The organism is Alienimonas californiensis (assembly GCF_007743815.1).
Classification (GTDB): Bacteria; Planctomycetota; Planctomycetia; order Planctomycetales; family Planctomycetaceae; genus Alienimonas; species Alienimonas californiensis.
On the sequence record NZ_CP036265.1, the window covers coordinates 2,982,434 to 2,996,931 of the forward strand.

Annotated in this window: 14 protein-coding genes; 6 read left to right on the top strand and 8 right to left on the bottom strand. The window is 69.6% G+C overall.

Features of this window, described 5'->3' with window-relative positions:
* Positions 1–233 precede the first annotated feature (233 nt).
* Positions 234–551: a hypothetical protein gene (locus tag CA12_RS11785; protein ID WP_242687877.1), complete on the bottom strand. Its 318-nt coding sequence runs from the start codon at positions 549–551 to the stop codon at positions 234–236.
* Positions 552–705: 154 nt separating this feature from the next.
* On the opposite strand from CA12_RS11785, the gene CA12_RS11790 reads away from it, so the two are divergent.
* Positions 706–1,035, top strand: coding sequence for a hypothetical protein (locus CA12_RS11790; RefSeq protein WP_145359128.1), 330 nt, complete (start codon positions 706–708; stop codon positions 1,033–1,035).
* 98 nt (positions 1,036–1,133) lie between these two features.
* Here CA12_RS11790 and CA12_RS11795 read toward each other — a convergent pair whose 3' ends face one another.
* Complete coding sequence (locus CA12_RS11795; protein WP_145359129.1) at positions 1,134–2,690, bottom strand: carboxypeptidase M32; 1,557 nt, start codon at positions 2,688–2,690, stop codon at positions 1,134–1,136.
* A gap of 349 nt (positions 2,691–3,039) precedes the next feature.
* Here CA12_RS11795 and CA12_RS22520 point away from each other — a divergent pair, with 349 nt between their 5' ends.
* Positions 3,040–3,708 carry a hypothetical protein gene (locus CA12_RS22520; protein WP_145359130.1) on the top strand — a complete coding sequence of 223 codons (669 nt, stop codon included), beginning with the start codon at positions 3,040–3,042 and terminating at the stop codon, positions 3,706–3,708.
* Positions 3,709–3,901: 193 nt separating this feature from the next.
* On the opposite strand, the gene CA12_RS11805 is transcribed toward CA12_RS22520, so the two are convergent.
* Together CA12_RS11805 and CA12_RS11810 are read right to left on the bottom strand one after the other, a co-directional pair.
* Positions 3,902–5,344: a Gfo/Idh/MocA family protein gene (locus tag CA12_RS11805; protein ID WP_145359131.1), complete on the bottom strand. Its 1,443-nt coding sequence runs from the start codon at positions 5,342–5,344 to the stop codon at positions 3,902–3,904.
* Between the two features lie 213 nt (positions 5,345–5,557).
* The gene (locus CA12_RS11810) at positions 5,558–6,658 is read right to left on the bottom strand and encodes a DUF1559 family PulG-like putative transporter (RefSeq protein WP_145359132.1); all 1,101 of its coding nucleotides are present in this window, start codon (positions 6,656–6,658) and stop codon (positions 5,558–5,560) included.
* Between the two features lie 492 nt (positions 6,659–7,150).
* Here CA12_RS11810 and CA12_RS22065 point away from each other — a divergent pair, with 492 nt between their 5' ends.
* Positions 7,151–7,360 (top strand): hypothetical protein, encoded by a 210-nt coding sequence (locus CA12_RS22065; protein WP_165700707.1) that lies wholly within the window; start codon positions 7,151–7,153, stop codon positions 7,358–7,360.
* A 273-nt stretch (positions 7,361–7,633) separates the two neighbouring features.
* Here CA12_RS22065 and CA12_RS11820 read toward each other — a convergent pair whose 3' ends face one another.
* Entirely contained in the window at positions 7,634–8,713 is a 1,080-nt protein-coding gene (locus CA12_RS11820) for a DUF1559 domain-containing protein (protein WP_145359134.1), read from the bottom strand.
* Positions 8,714–9,102: 389 nt separating this feature from the next.
* On the opposite strand from CA12_RS11820, the gene CA12_RS11825 reads away from it, so the two are divergent.
* Positions 9,103–9,324 (top strand): hypothetical protein, encoded by a 222-nt coding sequence (locus CA12_RS11825; RefSeq protein WP_145359135.1) that lies wholly within the window; start codon positions 9,103–9,105, stop codon positions 9,322–9,324.
* A 43-nt stretch (positions 9,325–9,367) separates the two neighbouring features.
* Here the strand turns inward: CA12_RS11825 and CA12_RS11830 are convergent, their stop codons facing one another.
* Entirely contained in the window at positions 9,368–10,681 is a 1,314-nt protein-coding gene (locus CA12_RS11830) for a ribonuclease D (protein ID WP_145359136.1), read from the bottom strand.
* A gap of 334 nt (positions 10,682–11,015) precedes the next feature.
* On the opposite strand from CA12_RS11830, the gene CA12_RS11835 reads away from it, so the two are divergent.
* The gene (locus CA12_RS11835; protein WP_145359137.1) at positions 11,016–11,705 is read left to right on the top strand and encodes a flagellar motor protein MotB; all 690 of its coding nucleotides are present in this window, start codon (positions 11,016–11,018) and stop codon (positions 11,703–11,705) included.
* Positions 11,706–11,724: 19 nt separating this feature from the next.
* Here CA12_RS11835 and CA12_RS11840 read toward each other — a convergent pair whose 3' ends face one another.
* Positions 11,725–12,903 carry a tetratricopeptide repeat protein gene (locus CA12_RS11840; RefSeq protein WP_145359138.1) on the bottom strand — a complete coding sequence of 393 codons (1,179 nt, stop codon included), beginning with the start codon at positions 12,901–12,903 and terminating at the stop codon, positions 11,725–11,727.
* A 148-nt stretch (positions 12,904–13,051) separates the two neighbouring features.
* Here CA12_RS11840 and CA12_RS11845 point away from each other — a divergent pair, with 148 nt between their 5' ends.
* A complete protein-coding gene (locus CA12_RS11845) occupies positions 13,052–13,939 on the top strand; it encodes a VOC family protein (protein ID WP_145359139.1) in 888 nt (295 codons plus the stop codon).
* Between the two features lie 83 nt (positions 13,940–14,022).
* Here the strand turns inward: CA12_RS11845 and CA12_RS11850 are convergent, their stop codons facing one another.
* Positions 14,023–14,496 carry an Hsp20/alpha crystallin family protein gene (locus CA12_RS11850; protein WP_145359140.1) on the bottom strand — a complete coding sequence of 158 codons (474 nt, stop codon included), beginning with the start codon at positions 14,494–14,496 and terminating at the stop codon, positions 14,023–14,025.
* Between the last annotated feature and the right edge of the window lie 2 nt (positions 14,497–14,498).

Consider the following 14,498-nt stretch of genomic DNA (forward strand, 5'->3'; position numbering starts at 1 on the left):
GAAAGGGCGGTCGGAGCGGTCTCCCCTCTCCCTCAGGGAGAGGGGCCGGGGGTGAGGGTGACGCCCGGTTCACCCGCATCCGTCCTAGTAGTGACGAGCCGACCGGCCGGTGAGGGACCGGACCGTGAGCGGTATTTGGGAGTCGCTGCCCCCTCACCCCCGACCCCTCTCCCCCAAAAGGGGGCGAGGGGAGATCCGGGCTTCGGACCCGGACCGAGTGCCGCCCACCGGCCTCACTCCAGTCCGACGTCGCGGTCCGGGACGACGCGGATCTCTGTCGGCTTCGCCTCCCGCTGCCAGTGCTGGCGGTCGGTGGTCAGCACGCCGGTGCGGACGGCGCAGTTCAGACAGAGCTGCGACTCGCCGTCGTCGAGGTAAATCTCACCGCCGGTGAGCAGGTGGTAGTAGTCCTCGCCGGGCATCTTGGCGTGGCAGTAGAGCTTGGCGAAGTCCTGCTTGACGACGGCCTTCCAGTTCTGCATCTCGCGGACGTACAGCCGGCCGTCGAGGTGGAACGACGGCGGGCCGGGCGGGTCGGCGGAATCGCTCATGCGTCAATCTTAGCGGCTCGACCCGGCGCCGGGCGACGGTTCTGCCGACGGCGCCGGTCGGCGGCGTGGCGCCGCTTCGTGCGGCGTTGACGGGAACGCGGCCCGCCGGCGGTTCGCCCCACCGGACGCCGTTCGTCGGCCGATGCGGGCGTTCGTGCCCGACGCCCCCGCTCCCGCCGCCCCGACGCCCAAGCCTTCAGTGCCGAAGGCCGCGGCGCCGCGCACGCCGGAGCAACTGCACGCCTACGTGCACGAGACGCTGTGCGCCCGGGAGAATCTGCTGTCGAACCAGTTCCGCACGGTCGCCGCCCCGCTGACCCGGGCCGGCAAGCCCTGCGGCTGCCAGTACACGCTGCTCGGCCCGCGGAGCGTGCGGCTGACCGCCGTCTGGGACGCCGTCCGCAACTGCCTGTTCCTGTTCGACGCGACCGGCGCCCGCATCGAAAAGCGGATGCTCCCCCAGCGGATTCGCCTCGCCTCCTGACGCCGTAAGCCCGGAGCGCAAGCTCCGGCCGCGCGTTTCACGCCGGCTGCGCCGACGGCCGGAGCTTGCGCTCCGGGCTCACGGAGCCGCGCCGGCTCTCACCCCAGCCCGTACAGCGCCCCGTACTTGGCGTTGAGGTGGGCCAGCAGCGGGGCCGGGGTGGGCGGGGAACCGGCGGCGCGGGCGATCAGGTCGGTCGGGGCATAGCGGCGGCCGTGGCGGTAGACCTTTTCCGTCAGCCAGTCCCGCAGCGGGGTGAAGTTTCCGGCGGCGAGTTGGCCCTCCAGATCGCCCAACTCGGCCAGCGCCGCGTCCCAGAGCATCGCCGCGTAGACGTTGCCGAGGGCGTAGGTCGGGAAGTAGCCGATCAGCCCCGCGGCCCAGTGGATGTCCTGCAGACAGCCGTCCGCGGCGCTCGGCGGGCGGAAACCGAACATCGCTTCAAACTTCTCGTCCCAGGCGTCGCAGACGTCCCCCGCCGGCAGGTCGCCGGAGATCAGCGGCTGTTCCAACTCGAACCGGAGCAGGACGTGCAGGTTGTAGGTCACTTCGTCGGCCTCCACGCGGATCAGCGTCGGCCGCACGTCGTTGACCGCCCGGTACAACTCCTCCGCGGAGGCCTTGCCGAGAGCCTCGGGGAAGAAGGCCCGGGCCTCGGGGGCGGCGTGCTCCCAGTAGGACCGCGAGCGGCCGACGAAGTTCTCCCACAGCCGGCTCTGGGATTCGTGCACCCCCAGCCCGCAGGCTTCGCCTAAGGGGGCGCCGAACCACTCGGCGGGCAGGTTCTGCTCGTAGATGCCGTGCCCGGCCTCGTGCAGCACGCCGAAGTAGGACTGCGAGAAGTCGTTGGGGTGATAGCGGGTCGTCAGGCGGCAGTCCGCCGGCCCCAGCGTGGTGCAGAACGGGTGGGCGGCGGTGTCGAGCCGGCCGGAATCGAACCGAAACCCGAGCCGCTCCGCCCCGGATCGGCAGAACTCGTATTGAGCGGCGACCGGATAGTTCCGCGTCAGCAACGAACGATCCGGCGTCACGCCCGCTTCGGAGATCGCGGCGACCAGCGGGACGAGCCCGGCCCGCAGTTCGGCGAAAACCGCCGACACCTGATCGCTTTTCGCCCCCGGTTCGTAGTCGTCCAGCAGGGCGTCGTACGGGGCGGCGGCGGCGAGGTCCTCCCGACCGGCGGCGACCGCGGCGGCCTCCTCCCGCTTCAGGGTCACCACCGCTTCGAGGTGCGGACGGAACGCGGCGAAATCGGAGCGTTTCCGCGCCTCCGCCCAGTTCTGCTGGGCGAGCGTCGTCACTCGTGACAGTTCCTCCACCAACCGACGCGGCAGCGTGGTGCGGCGGTCGAAGTCCCGCCGGGCCTCCTGCACGCAGGCCGCCGCGGCGGAGTCCGCGGGGCGCACTTCCGCCTCGGCGGCGAGCAGCGCGTCGCGCAGCTCCGGGCCGGTCAGCCGGTCGTGCGTCAGACCGGCGAGCGCGGCGAGTTGGTCCGCCCGAAACTCCCCGCCGCGGGGGGGCAGATAAGTTTGCTCGTCCCAGGCCAGCACGTCGGCCGCGGTTTTCAGGGCCGCGGCCTCCCGCAGCACGGCGAGCAGATCGGCCAGTGGCCCTTCGGGGGGCGGGCCGTCGGGGCCGGGGGTGGGGGCGGTCATCAGGCGCAGCTCCGTCGGCGGGGGGACGCGGCCATCGTTCCGTGCGAGCCGGCGGGGCGAAAGTCAGCCCGGGGTCCCCGCCTCCCGCCCGCGGCCGAGATGGGCGTTGTCGGTTTGTCGACAGGGAATCGCGGGGTGTGTTGTCGATCTGTTCGATCCGCCGGACAGGATGCTGGTGAAAATGACACGGTCCCGCCTTGGGCGCCCGCGGGCGGTTCTGCCCGAACCGCTTGCGGCACAGAGGTTCGGGAGCGTACCCGCCGCGGCGGGCGCAGCGATTGCGTCACGGATTAATCGGACCGGCCGCTGGCCGTTCCGCCTTTCCGAACCCCCTGATGCGAGTCGCACGATGAAGACCTTCGTTCTTTCCACCGCCGCCGGCCTGCTGCTGGCCGCGGGCGCCTCCGCCCAGGGCCCCGCCAGCCACGACCATGTCGGGCACGACCACGCCGGACATGATCACGACGGGCACGATCATGCCGGTGATGAACGTCCCCGACTGATCGGGGCCGACTTCGCCGCGGACGATCACGCTGGGCACGAGCATGCGGGGCTGGTCGCGGACGAGCACGCCGGGCACCGGCACGGGCCGCACGGGGGGGAGGTCGATTCGTTCCCCGAGGTGCGGGTCGAAACGCTAATCGACCGCGACGGGCTGCGGTTCTGGCTGACGGACCCCGCCGGTCGCCCGCTGGCCTCGCGGGGACTCGGCGGCCAAGCAGTGATGCGGGTCGAAGGGGCGGAGAAACGCTACTCCTACGACCTCGCACCCCCGGCGGCCCCGACCGTGCGGGATCGGGAGGCGCCGGGCGTGCGCAGCGGCGAGGCGGACGCGGCGACGCTCGCGGTGCCGCTGGCGTTGTCCAAGGTTGCCGGGCGGCGGGTGGCCGTCGCGGTGCGGCTGACGGGCGTCTCCGGAACCGGGGCGGACGGGGTGATCGTGCGGCAGATCGCCCGCATCCCGGCCCCGTCAGGGTTGGAGGCCCCGGCGATTCAGACCCTGCGGCCGGTACGCTGAAGGAGGCGGCGAGGGCGGACCGACTTCGGCAGGCGTCCGGAGCGTGCGGGGGTCCGGTTTGCCCGGACGGCGCGGGGAGCGATGGGCCGGATCGGTGAAACAACAACGCCCCCCGCGTCCGGGGACGCGGGGGGCGAGGGCGAGAGCGGCGGCGTGCGCCGGCGCCGCACCGCGGTCGTGGCTGGACGCCGTGTCAGACGGCGTCGGCGGCGGGGATTTCGAAGCCCTTCCGCTGCGGGTCCTGGAGCAGCCGGTTGGCCTCCTCGGCCCGTTCGCCGGTGAAGCGTTCGGTGTCGGGGTCGAACTGCAGCATCGGGCCGACGGTGTACTGGGTATCGGCGTCGGCCAGCCCCACGCCGTCCCGCATGATCGCGTGCAGGCGTTCGAAGTGCTCCGTGGCGTCCGAGTTGGCGAACTCGATCTTCTCGACCGGGGCCGGCTCGCCCAGGCGGTAGGAGTTGTTCATCACGTGGCCCAGCACGCAGCCGTAGTGGGCTTCGAGGGCGTTGCCGTTGGCCATGTTCGGGTCGTTCGCCCGCACGGCCCGGATGAAGCTGCCCCAGTTGCCGCCGGGGGTGACGGCGCCGCGTTCGATCTTTAGCGGCTCCGCCTTGTCGCTGCCGGGGCGGTAGATCTTGTAGTTACCCTCGCCGACGATCCGGCTGCCGTCCTCTAGGTAGTACTCGTTATAGACTTGGTGCTCGTAGCCTTTGTAGTTCACGTTGCGAACGTCGAACATCACCATTTGGCCGTTGGGGTATTCGGCCACGGAGAACATGGTGTTGGGCGTTTCGCCCTGGTCGTCCCACTTGAAGCGCCCGCCGACGGCGGTGGTGCGGACCGGGTGGGTCTGATCCGGGTCGATCGCCCAGCGGGCGACGTCCAGCTGGTGGGTGCCCTGGTTGTTGAGGTCGCCGTTGCCGGTCTCCCAGAACCAGTGCCAGTCGTAGTGGACGAGGTTGTCGTGGTACTCGTCGATGACGGCCGGGCCCTGCCAGAGGTTCCAGTCGAGGTTCTTCGGCGGATTTTCCGGCTTGGCCGTGCCGATGCTGCCGCGGGGTTTACAGCAGTAGCCGTAGGCGATTTTGAGCCGGGGCAGCTTACCCGCGTGCAGGGCCTCGTGCAGGCCGGCGACGCCGGAATCGCTCCGCCGCTGGGTGCCGTGTTGGACGACCACGCCGTATTTCTTCTGCGCCTCCACGGCGACGCGGCCCTCCGCGATGTCGTGGCTCATTGGCTTTTCCACGTAAACGTGCTTGCCGGCCTGACAGGCCCAGATCGTGATCAGCGAGTGCCAGTGGTTCGGCGTCGCCACGCTGATGGCGTCCAGGGTCGGGTCGTCCAAGGCCTCCCGGACGTCGGCGACCCCCTTCACGTTCTTGGCGGCCTCTTTCCCCTCGAGCTTTTTCAGCGTCTTGGCGAGGACGTTGGCGTCCGGGTCGATGACGTAGGCGATCTCGACGTTGTCCTGGCCCATAAAGCCGGACAGGTGGGCGTTGCCGCGGCCGTTCAGGCCGGCGACGGCAATCCGCACGCGGTCGTTGGCCCCCTGAACCGCCCCGGAGGCCCGGGTGCCGGCGAGGATCAATCCGCCCCCGGCCGCGGCCGACGCGGCGAGGAAGGAGCGACGTTGCATCGAAGCGTGATCGGGCATCGCAGTGAGCAGAGTGTGCAGAAACGGCGGCGAGGACTCAGCCCCTGCAATCTAACGTCGCCGACAGGTTGGATCAACAACCGCCAATGTCTGCCCCCTCGGCGCCGTCGCGGGCGCGGCATTGCCTGCGGCGCACGAAAAACCGCACCGGGTCGCCCCGGTGCGGCGTCGAACGGTCCGGGATCAGGCCGGGGTTCAGAAGGCGTCTTCCACCACCTCGTTGCCGGCCCGGCTGCCCAGGGCGCCCCAGACGCCGTAGCGGGACTTCCCACGGGTCATGCGAGTGCCGTCCTGCTTGTAGTTGCCGCAGTCGATCGTGTCGCTGATGAACTTGACGGCGCCGTCCCCCAGCACGACCTGCACGCCGCCGGTGTGGTAGCTGCCGGCGGAGATGATGGAGTCGCCGGAGTCGTCGCCGCCCTCCATGCAGTTCGGGCCGTTCGGCGGCATCTGCGTGTTGAACCCGGAGTGCGGGGCGGCGCCGTCGGCCCAGCGACTGCCGCGGCTGAACAGCGTCACACTGGTGTTGTAATAGCCCGGGTTCTCCGGATCCTCGACGGCCTGCCAGCAGTTGACGTAGGGGTTGTTGTGGATCGCGTCGCCCTGGCTGCGGGCGACCCGCCCCTGGAAGGCGCCGTCGCCGGCGCTCCGGCCGATCTCCGCCATCAGCAAGGTGCTCGTGGTGCCGTCACGCATGTCGCGCATCCCGGTGCTGTTGGTGCGGGCGAACATGCCGCGGGTGTCCGAGTGGGTGCCGATGCCCTCGTTGTTGCCGTTGCCGTTGTCGCCCCAGTTAAAGCCGTAATTCGTATCGCCTTCGTCCCTGACTTGGGCGCCGTCGGAGGGGCACAGCAGGGACGAAATCTGCGTGGCCCAAGGCGTGTACTCTTCCCGCCACGGATGAGCTCCCATCGCCGGGAACTCTGTGGGGGTGCCGCCGACGTCGATCGTCAGCGGCCTGGAGATCTGGTTCCACAGAGCCGTCTGATCGAGGTACGGCGTCAGACCCACCATGGCGCTGAGACGACCGGAGTTGTTCTCGAAATCGTCGCCGCTGCCGGTGCCGTCCGTGCCGGCCCGACCGATTGGGAAACTCTTGTACGTGCTGTGGTAGTTGTGCAGAGCCAACCCGAGCTGCTTGAGGTTGTTCTGGCACTGACTCCGCCGAGCCGCTTCCCGCGCCTGCTGGACCGCCGGGAGGAGCAGCGAAACCAGGATCGCAATGATCGCGATCACGACCAGCAGTTCGATCAGCGTGAAGCCGGACCGGACCGGTCGACGAAGGGGCGTCTGCATTGAAACAGGTTGTGAGTTGAGGATTGTGCGATGCAAGAGAGCCGTCGAACGACGAGCATCGGTTCGAACTGATGGGACGAACGCCCACTGGAGTTATCGAACCGGACCATTGTGTCCCATTTTCAGACGCCGGGCAACACAGGACTGGCCGCGAAGTAATGCGGATTTCTGGTAGAATCTGGATTTCTCGGGGGAACGCAGATTCTCGCCTTGCGAAAAGGACGAGATTAGGAAGTTGCCCCCACCGGCCGGCTGGCATTTATCCCGGGGGAGCTGAGAGCGGAACCCTGCAACGGGCCGACTTCACCGCGACCCCGCCGCTTGCCACACTGCAAACGGCCCCGCCGCGTCAGCCCTCTCAGGAGGCGCCAATGCCGACGGCGGCCGTTTTTCATGACTCGGCGGGACGTTTGTCTCGCAAGCTCGTTCGAGCTTGAGGCGTCCCCGCGGATTCTCCTTCACCCTGTCTCGACTCAACCGCGTAGGCCTTCCATGTTTTCACGCTCCGGTTCCCGTGCCGTTCCCGGCCGCCTCGCCTTGGCGGCGGCGGCGTTCTGTCTGTCGTTCCCCCTCGGCCTGACCGGTTGCTCCGACGATCGCGGCGGCGTGATCGAACAGGAACCAAAGACCGCCGAGGAAATCGCGGCCGACGAGGCCTACAGCGAGGAGGCGGACGCCGCCGCTGATCAGATGGGCGACTGACTCCCGGAACTGCCTGCAACAGGAAAAAGACTCTCCTGCCGGTCGGTGGGGGAGCCTTCTCACGTTTAGGGCGGGACGTCGCGGGCCGGGGCAGGGGCTCAGGAGGCTCCCTCAGCGACGTCGCCGGCGGTTGCGGCGGTCGTTGAAGGAGGCGTCCAGTCCCGTGGCGGGAAGGCGTTCGGCGCCGTCGTCCGACGTCAACGAAAACGGCCCCCCGCCCAGGGGGCGGGGGGCCGCAGAGCTTCTCCCGGATCGACGGATGCCGGCTCAGAATCAGAACTCGTCGACGACTTCGCCGCCGTCGCGGCTGCCCAGTGCGCCCCAGATTCCGTAGGGGCTCCGGCCAAACGTCGGTGCCAAGGCGGTCTGGTCGCCGACGTCGATCGTCTCGTTGATCATGGAGACCGACCCGTCGCCGAAGACGACCTGAACCCCGCCGGAGTGGTAGCCGCCGGCGGACATGATCGAGTTGGCGGAGTCGCCGCCGCCTTCCATACAACTCGGGCCGTTCGGCGGGAGCATCGTGTTGAACCCGGTGAAGACGGTCGAACCGTCGGCCCAACGGGTGCCGCGCCACTGGTCGCCGCCGGTATCGACCCGGACGGTGGTGTTGTAGAAGCCCGGGTTCTGGGGATCGTTCACCACGTCCACACAGTTCTCCTGCGGGTTCTCGAAGATCTCCGTCAGGTCACGCGCAAACGCAGCCTGATAGTGCCGGGAGCTCCGACCGCGGCCGATCTCGCCCATCAGCAGGGTGGACGTCGTCCCGTCCCGCATGTCGGCCAGCGTCGAGGACCGCACCCGACCGAACATGCCGCGAACGCGCCCGTCGGTCCCGAAGTGGTCGTCGTTCCCGTCGCCGTTGTCGCCCCAGTTGACGGCGTAGTTCGTGTCCCCCTCAGCGATCACGGGGGCGGGGTCGGACGGGCACAACAGGGTAGCGATCTGGGTCGCCCACGGGGGGTAGGCTTCGTCCCAGGGGTTCGGCCCCATCGCCGGCCACGGGTTGTCTGCGGCGCGGGTGGTGCCGTTAGAGTTGAGGAGCGACGGCTTGCTGATTTGGTTCCACAGGGCGGTCTGGTCGAGGTACGGGGTCAGCCCCACCAACGCACTCCACCGCCGGCCGCCGTCGTTGTCGCCCCGCCCAATGGGGAAGGCCTTATGGGTGCTGTGGTAGTTGTGCATCGCCAAGCCGAGTTGCTTCAGATTGTTCTGACACTGGCTGCGGCGAGCGGCTTCACGGGCCTGCTGAACGGCCGGGAGCAGTAGGCTCACGAGAATCGCGATGATCGCGATCACCACGAGTAGCTCAATCAGCGTGAAACCGGCACGGAGTTTCGAAGGTCGCGACATAGGTCGGGCCTGAGATTAGGGGAGGGAATGAGGAAACGAAGCTGCGGACCGCGAAGGCGGCTGAGAACAGGGACGATTGTCCCATCGGCGCAAACTTATCGTCTGATTGTACGCGATTCATCAGGAAAGTCATCGACGATTCGTTTGTCAACGAAATTTCTTGTAGGAAAACCGGGGCGCCGGACGGATTTGTTCGTCCAACCTCGACAGATCCCCACGGGGTTTTCGAATATCCGGACGGGATCAGGGGGCGGACCGGACGGCCGGGCGGACGGGACAAGCGGTTGGAGGCGTGGCAGCCAGTCCATCCGCCCCGAGTGGTTGACAATCCCCGCCCGCGGTCTTCTGCTCTGTCACTTCCGATCCGAGTTCGACCGACGCTCGTCCCGATGACCCTCCCGAAATTCGCCGTGATCAAACCCACCGCCGTTCGCTTCGCCGCGTTCTCCTCGATCTGCCTGCTCGCCGGGGCGTTGGCCGGGTGCGGCGGCGTCGAGTCCGGCCAGGTTCAGCTCGACCCGGCGACGGAACAGGAGCGGGCCGCCCAGAACGAGGAAAACGACCGGCTGTATGAGGAGCAGATGCGGCAGGAGGCGCGGGAGAACCGGTAGGCCGCGGGTCCGCGTGGGGCGGACCGCCCGCATCGGCCGCGGCTCACCCGCGCTCGAAGCTCAGCGGGTGGTCGCCCTTGGCGTCGGCGACGCGCATCGCGATCTCGCCGTCCAGCAGGTCGGTCAGCAACTGGCCGCACAGTTCCTTGCGCCAACCGGTGGCCAGCAGCGGGACCTCGACGCCCTCCGGCCGGCCGGCGGTGTGCCAGCGGACCAGTTCCCGCAGGTCCTTCGCCGTGCCGGCGATCGTGCGGGCGACCTCGTGCTCGTTGCACAGGCTGCTCAGGGCGATGCCGAGCAGCTGGCCTAGCACGTGCTCGTCCGGGTTCTTGTCCGGCCCCTCGCGGCGGACGCGTTCGGGCAGGTCGTCGTCGGACACCGCCTTGCCCCGCTCGATCGCGGCGAGGAGGTCCTCGGCGCTGCGGCGGATGTCGCCCCGGTTCATGTCCCGGGGGGCGAGCAGTTGCTCTTCGGTTTCCGGCTGCCGCTTGGCGATGTCGATGACGAGGTCGTCCCGCAGAATCCGGCGGACCGGGCGGTTCTTCTCCTCGGCTTCCGCCTGGCGCCAGATCGCGACCTCCCGCGCCACGGCGAGGTCCCGGCGGGAGAGCTTCGACAGGCCGGAGAGCCGCTCGTGCGGTTCGCGGCGATGATCTTCGGCCAGGCTGCGGACGAACCGCACGAACTCCGCCGCCGCCCAGGCGGTGCGACCGCGTTCCTGCAGATCCTTCCGCTGAATCTCCCAGATTTTCGGCAGGAACTCCGCATCCCGCAGGGCGTAGGAGAGCTGGTCCGCCGACAGCGGCCGGCGGCGCCAGTCGGTGCGGGTCTGGCTGCCCTTCGGCGCCCGCACGTTCAGCACCCGCTGCACGAGGGCGTCGTAGCCCAGCGGATAGCTGGTGGACCGCAATCCCTCGGCGAGCTGCACGTCGACCAACCGCCGCGGCGCCTGGCCGGTGGCCTCCAGGCAGAACTTCACCTCGGCCTGCCCGCCGTGCACGATCACGGTGGTGCGGTCGTCGGTCATCAGATCCCACCAGGGGGTGAGATCGGTCAGTTCAAACGGATCGACGCCGACGGTCTCCCCCGCGGCGCTGAACTGCATGAGGCACAGTTCGGGGCGGAAGGTGGATTCGGAGACGAACTCCGTATCGAAAGCGACGAGGCGGGCGTCGCGGGCCCGCTGGCAGAAGTCGTCGAACTCCGCCTGATCGGTGATGAGGGCGTCGTCGTCCGCCGGTCCGCCGGTGCCGACGCCGCGCCGGAAGCCCCCGCCGGGGCTTGAAGAGGAGGTCTCGGCGCCGCGGGCCGAATCGCCGCGGCTGTCGGAACGGGACGATCGGCGGGAGCGGGGCATTCGGGGGAGCCGCGGCGGGCGTTTTGCGGAGTCGGCGGCGGGCCGGCCCCGGGGGGCGGTGGGCGGAGGTCGACGGAGCGCCGACGCGAGCGTTTGAGGGCGGGAAGGTTTGGATGGTCCACCCCCCGCGTTGCGACGCAACCGCCGTGCCGCCTACGGGAGACGGTCCGGTCGGAACGGTTCGCTCACGCCCCTTCAACCCGCACGGTCCGACGGGCCGATGCTGGCCGCGGACGCCGCGCCTTCTCCCGTCGCCTCGCCGCCCGCCCCCCGTCGCCTCGCCGCCGGCCGCGCTCCGCCGGCGCCGCCTTTTCCGCCTGCACCGAACCGCCCGATGGACGACGACGCACCGCCCGGCGTGCCGGAATGGGTCGTCACCTACGGCGACATGATGAGCCTGCTGCTGACCTTTTTTATCATGCTGGTGAGCATGTCGGAGATCAAGGAGAAGTCGAAGTACCGCGAGGTGCTGGCGAGTTTGCACGACCGGCTGGGCTACCCCGCCGGCGCGCTGTCCGCTCCGGGGGACGAGACGGCGGGGACGGTGTCGGACTCGATCGAGGCGGAGGCCGGCACCCCCCCGGTCGCCGAGCCGGGCGACGGGGGCACCCCCCGTCCCACCAGCCCCGGGGCCGAGCCGATGTTGACCCGGGAGCCGGCCGGCCGACCGGTGCCGGCCGGGGCGCCGGCGCTGTTCGAACCGAACACCGACCGCCTCGCCAAGGGGGAGGAGGCCCGGCTGGACGCCGTCGCCGACTCCATCGCCGGCAAGCTCCAGGTGGTGGAGCTCCGCGGCTTCGCCCCGGCGGACGAGGCGAACGACTTCGACACCCTCGCCTACCGGCGCGCCCGGATCGTACTGGGGGAACTCGTCCGGCGCGGCGTGCGGCCGGACCGCTTTCGGCTGCGAACCGGCGGCGTCCCCATGAGCCACGCGACCTTCGGCCCGGACGCCCCCCCGCCGGACCGCGTGGAGATCTGGGTGCTGGATCGCCTCGCCCCCGCCCCCCGCGGCGGCCGCTGAGCGGCCCGCCGGCCCGGCCTCAGTTCGCGTCCCAGCCGTTCGGCTGGCGGCGGCGCCAGGCGATCAGTCCCCAGATCGCCGCGATCGTCAGCGCCCCGCCGACGCCCACCGCCACGTCGAGCGCCCACGACCGCTTCGCGGACCACTGCGCCTGCAGGCTGTTCGGCCTCGCCGAGGTGTCCCCCACCCGCAGCACGGCGACGCCGTACTTCTCCCGGAACCGGGCGTCCGGGTCGGGGGAGACGGCGACCCACAGCTCCTCATCCTCGCGGACCTTTTCGAACCAAGCTTCGGTCTCGGCGAACTCGCGTTCGAGCCGTTGAGAGAAGTCTTCGAAGTCGATCCCCTTCCCGTCCTCGGACTGCCACGCCAGAGGGCGAACGGCGAGTTCGCGGTACTCCTCCCGCGCCTCCGGAGCGGCACGCCCCGCGGCGAGGTACGCCCGGCCCGCCAGCCGCCGCGGCAGTGACCCGTCAATCTCGCCTGATTTCCCCGAGGTCGACAGCAGATCGCCTAACGCCTCCAACAGCACGGGGCTGCGGTAGTCGCCGAACCGCATCATCCCCTCGACGCCTTTGCGCCCTTCCGCGATCGACACTCCCCGTTTGTGCAGGAAGACTGCGAAATTCGTCTCAGCGTCGGACGGAGCCAGCGGCAGCGGGACTTTCTCCGCGTCGCCTTTGCGCTCCAGCAGGTATTCGACCAGCAACTTCTGGATCCGCTCCCGGCCGAAGTGGGCGTCCGGGTTGAGGGCCAGCGCCCGGTCGATCTCCTTCAGCCCCTCCTCGTAGCGGCCGGCGTGGATGAGGACCGTTCCGCGGTTCGCCGCCGTTTCGTAGGCGCCGACTTCGCCCACGTCGGCCTGTTTGCGGTCCAGCGCCGCCAGCGCCTCGTCGCGGCGGCCGAGTTTGTCGAGGGCGACGGCGAGGTCGTCCCAGGCGGCGGCCCGCTGTTCCGGGGTCATCTCCTGCTCCCCCGCGGCGTGCAGGCGGAGCTTCGACTGCCGGTCCTTCACGCGGTGTTCGTAGAACTCGTCGGTGTGCCGGGGGAACTTACCGACGATCAACTCCAGCGTGCCGGGCCATGCCTGACGTTCCTGCCAGAGGGTGTCGGTGTCCCATAGACAGGCGGACGCCGGGGGGACCAGCAGCAGCGCCGAGAGCGCCGCGAGGCCGGCGAGGGAACGGGAGGCGAACATGGCGGCAGGCGGGAGCGACGCGCGGGCGGCGGGGGAACGCCCCATCTTAACCGGCCCCGCGGGGCGCAAACCCCCCGGACGGTCGCACCCCGCGGCGGACGCTCTTACCGTGCCGATTGCGTTCCTCTCACCGATCGAGTCTCCCGCAATGTCGCGTCCCACTTCCATCCTCGGCCTGCTGCCCGCCGCCGCCCTGTTCGCCTGCCTCGCCCCGCTCGCCGCGGCCGCCCCGCTCGCCGCGGCCGCCCCCCAAGACGGCGACAACGCTCCCCAGGACGGGGACAAAGCTCCTCAGGACGTCGCCAATGAGGCCGCCCAGGACGCCAACCCCTACCGCAAGCCGACGATCGACGTCGGAGTGATCGTCTCCGACGGGGAGAAGTCCGAGAAGTTTTATGTGGACGTGCTCGGCTTTAAGAAGGCGCGGGAATTCCGCGTCGACAAAACCGTCGCCGGCGACAGCGGCCTGACGGACTACCGCCCGCTGCACGCCCGGGTGATGACCCTCGGCGAGGGCGAGGACGCCACCCAGATTAAGTTGGTCGCGGTGCCCGGCGCCCCGGCGGCCCGTCAGGACAGTCGGTTTATCAACAGCACCTACGGGCCCAGCTACCTGACCCTGCACGTGCTGGACATGGATCCCATCCTCAAGGCCGCCGCCGGTCACAAGCTCAAGCCGCTGGCTAAGGGCCCGGTCGCCCTCGGCGGGGATCGCTACCTCGCCCTGCTCCGCGACCCGGACGGCAACTTCATTGAACTGGTCGGCGCCCGCCCGAATATGAAGGTCGAGGAACCGAAGGTCGAGGAACCGAAGGACGAGCCCAAAAAGGACGGCGATCAAGTCGAGATGAAAAAGGACGAGCCGAAAAAAGACGAGCCCAAGAAGGACGACGTGAAAAAGGACGAGGCGAAGCCGGATCAGCCCGCCGAGGAGGCCAAGGACGACGCCAAGGCGGCTGCCGAAAAGGCCGGCGACGCGGCGGCGAAGGCGACGGACGCCGTCGAGGAGGCTGCGAAGGACGCCGTCGACGAATAATCCGCCGACGAGGCTCGTCATATCAACACGCCCCGGACGGGTCTCCCGTCCGGGGCGATGTCGTTCACGACGGCTCCTGTCAATCAGGCGACGGTCTTCACCGCGATGGTGCGGCGGAGCTGTTCCTTCGCCTTGGGCAGGGTGACGGTCAGGACGCCGCGGCTCAGTTCCGCCTCGACGCCGTCCCGGTCGACGGTCTGGCCGAGCCGGAAGGTCCGGTGCCAGTCGCCCTCGGGATAGCCGTTGCCGCGCGTCGTCAGCGAATCGCGGTCCCGCCTGGCGAGCGGGCCGTCGGGAACCTTGGCCCACAGCGTGAGCACGTCCTTTTCGACGGTCAGTTCCAGGCCGTCCTCGCTGGCGCCCGGCACGTCCGCGGTCAGGCGGAAGGCGTCCGGCGTTTCCAGCACGTCCACCCGCGGCAGATACCGCGACCGCAGGGCCTCGCCGTCCCCGTCGGAGGAGGATCGCTCCTCGTTCTGGCCGGCGTCGGTTTTGGTGAGGGCGGTCTCCTCGGTCGTCTGATCCGCGGAGGTGTTCGTGAGATTTTGCTCGCTCATCG

Excerpts from the sequence above, each read along its gene's own strand:
- CA12_RS11825 (WP_145359135.1), top strand. The coding sequence starts at position 9,103 with ATGACCCTCCCGAAATTCGCCGTGATCAAACCCACCGCCGTTCGCTTC.
- CA12_RS11850 (WP_145359140.1), bottom strand. The coding sequence starts at position 14,496 with ATGAGCGAGCAAAATCTCACGAACACCTCCGCGGATCAGACGACCGAG.
- CA12_RS11795 (WP_145359129.1), bottom strand. The coding sequence starts at position 2,690 with ATGACCGCCCCCACCCCCGGCCCCGACGGCCCGCCCCCCGAAGGGCCA.
- CA12_RS22065 (WP_165700707.1), top strand. The coding sequence starts at position 7,151 with ATGTTTTCACGCTCCGGTTCCCGTGCCGTTCCCGGCCGCCTCGCCTTG.
- CA12_RS11810 (WP_145359132.1), bottom strand. The coding sequence starts at position 6,658 with ATGCAGACGCCCCTTCGTCGACCGGTCCGGTCCGGCTTCACGCTGATC.
- CA12_RS11845 (WP_145359139.1), top strand. The coding sequence starts at position 13,052 with ATGTCGCGTCCCACTTCCATCCTCGGCCTGCTGCCCGCCGCCGCCCTG.
- CA12_RS22520 (WP_145359130.1), top strand. The coding sequence starts at position 3,040 with ATGAAGACCTTCGTTCTTTCCACCGCCGCCGGCCTGCTGCTGGCCGCG.
- CA12_RS11785 (WP_242687877.1), bottom strand. The coding sequence starts at position 551 with ATGAGCGATTCCGCCGACCCGCCCGGCCCGCCGTCGTTCCACCTCGAC.
- CA12_RS11805 (WP_145359131.1), bottom strand. The coding sequence starts at position 5,344 with ATGCAACGTCGCTCCTTCCTCGCCGCGTCGGCCGCGGCCGGGGGCGGA.
- CA12_RS11820 (WP_145359134.1), bottom strand. The coding sequence starts at position 8,713 with ATGTCGCGACCTTCGAAACTCCGTGCCGGTTTCACGCTGATTGAGCTA.
- CA12_RS11830 (WP_145359136.1), bottom strand. The coding sequence starts at position 10,681 with ATGCCCCGCTCCCGCCGATCGTCCCGTTCCGACAGCCGCGGCGATTCG.
- CA12_RS11840 (WP_145359138.1), bottom strand. The coding sequence starts at position 12,903 with ATGTTCGCCTCCCGTTCCCTCGCCGGCCTCGCGGCGCTCTCGGCGCTG.
- CA12_RS11835 (WP_145359137.1), top strand. The coding sequence starts at position 11,016 with ATGGACGACGACGCACCGCCCGGCGTGCCGGAATGGGTCGTCACCTAC.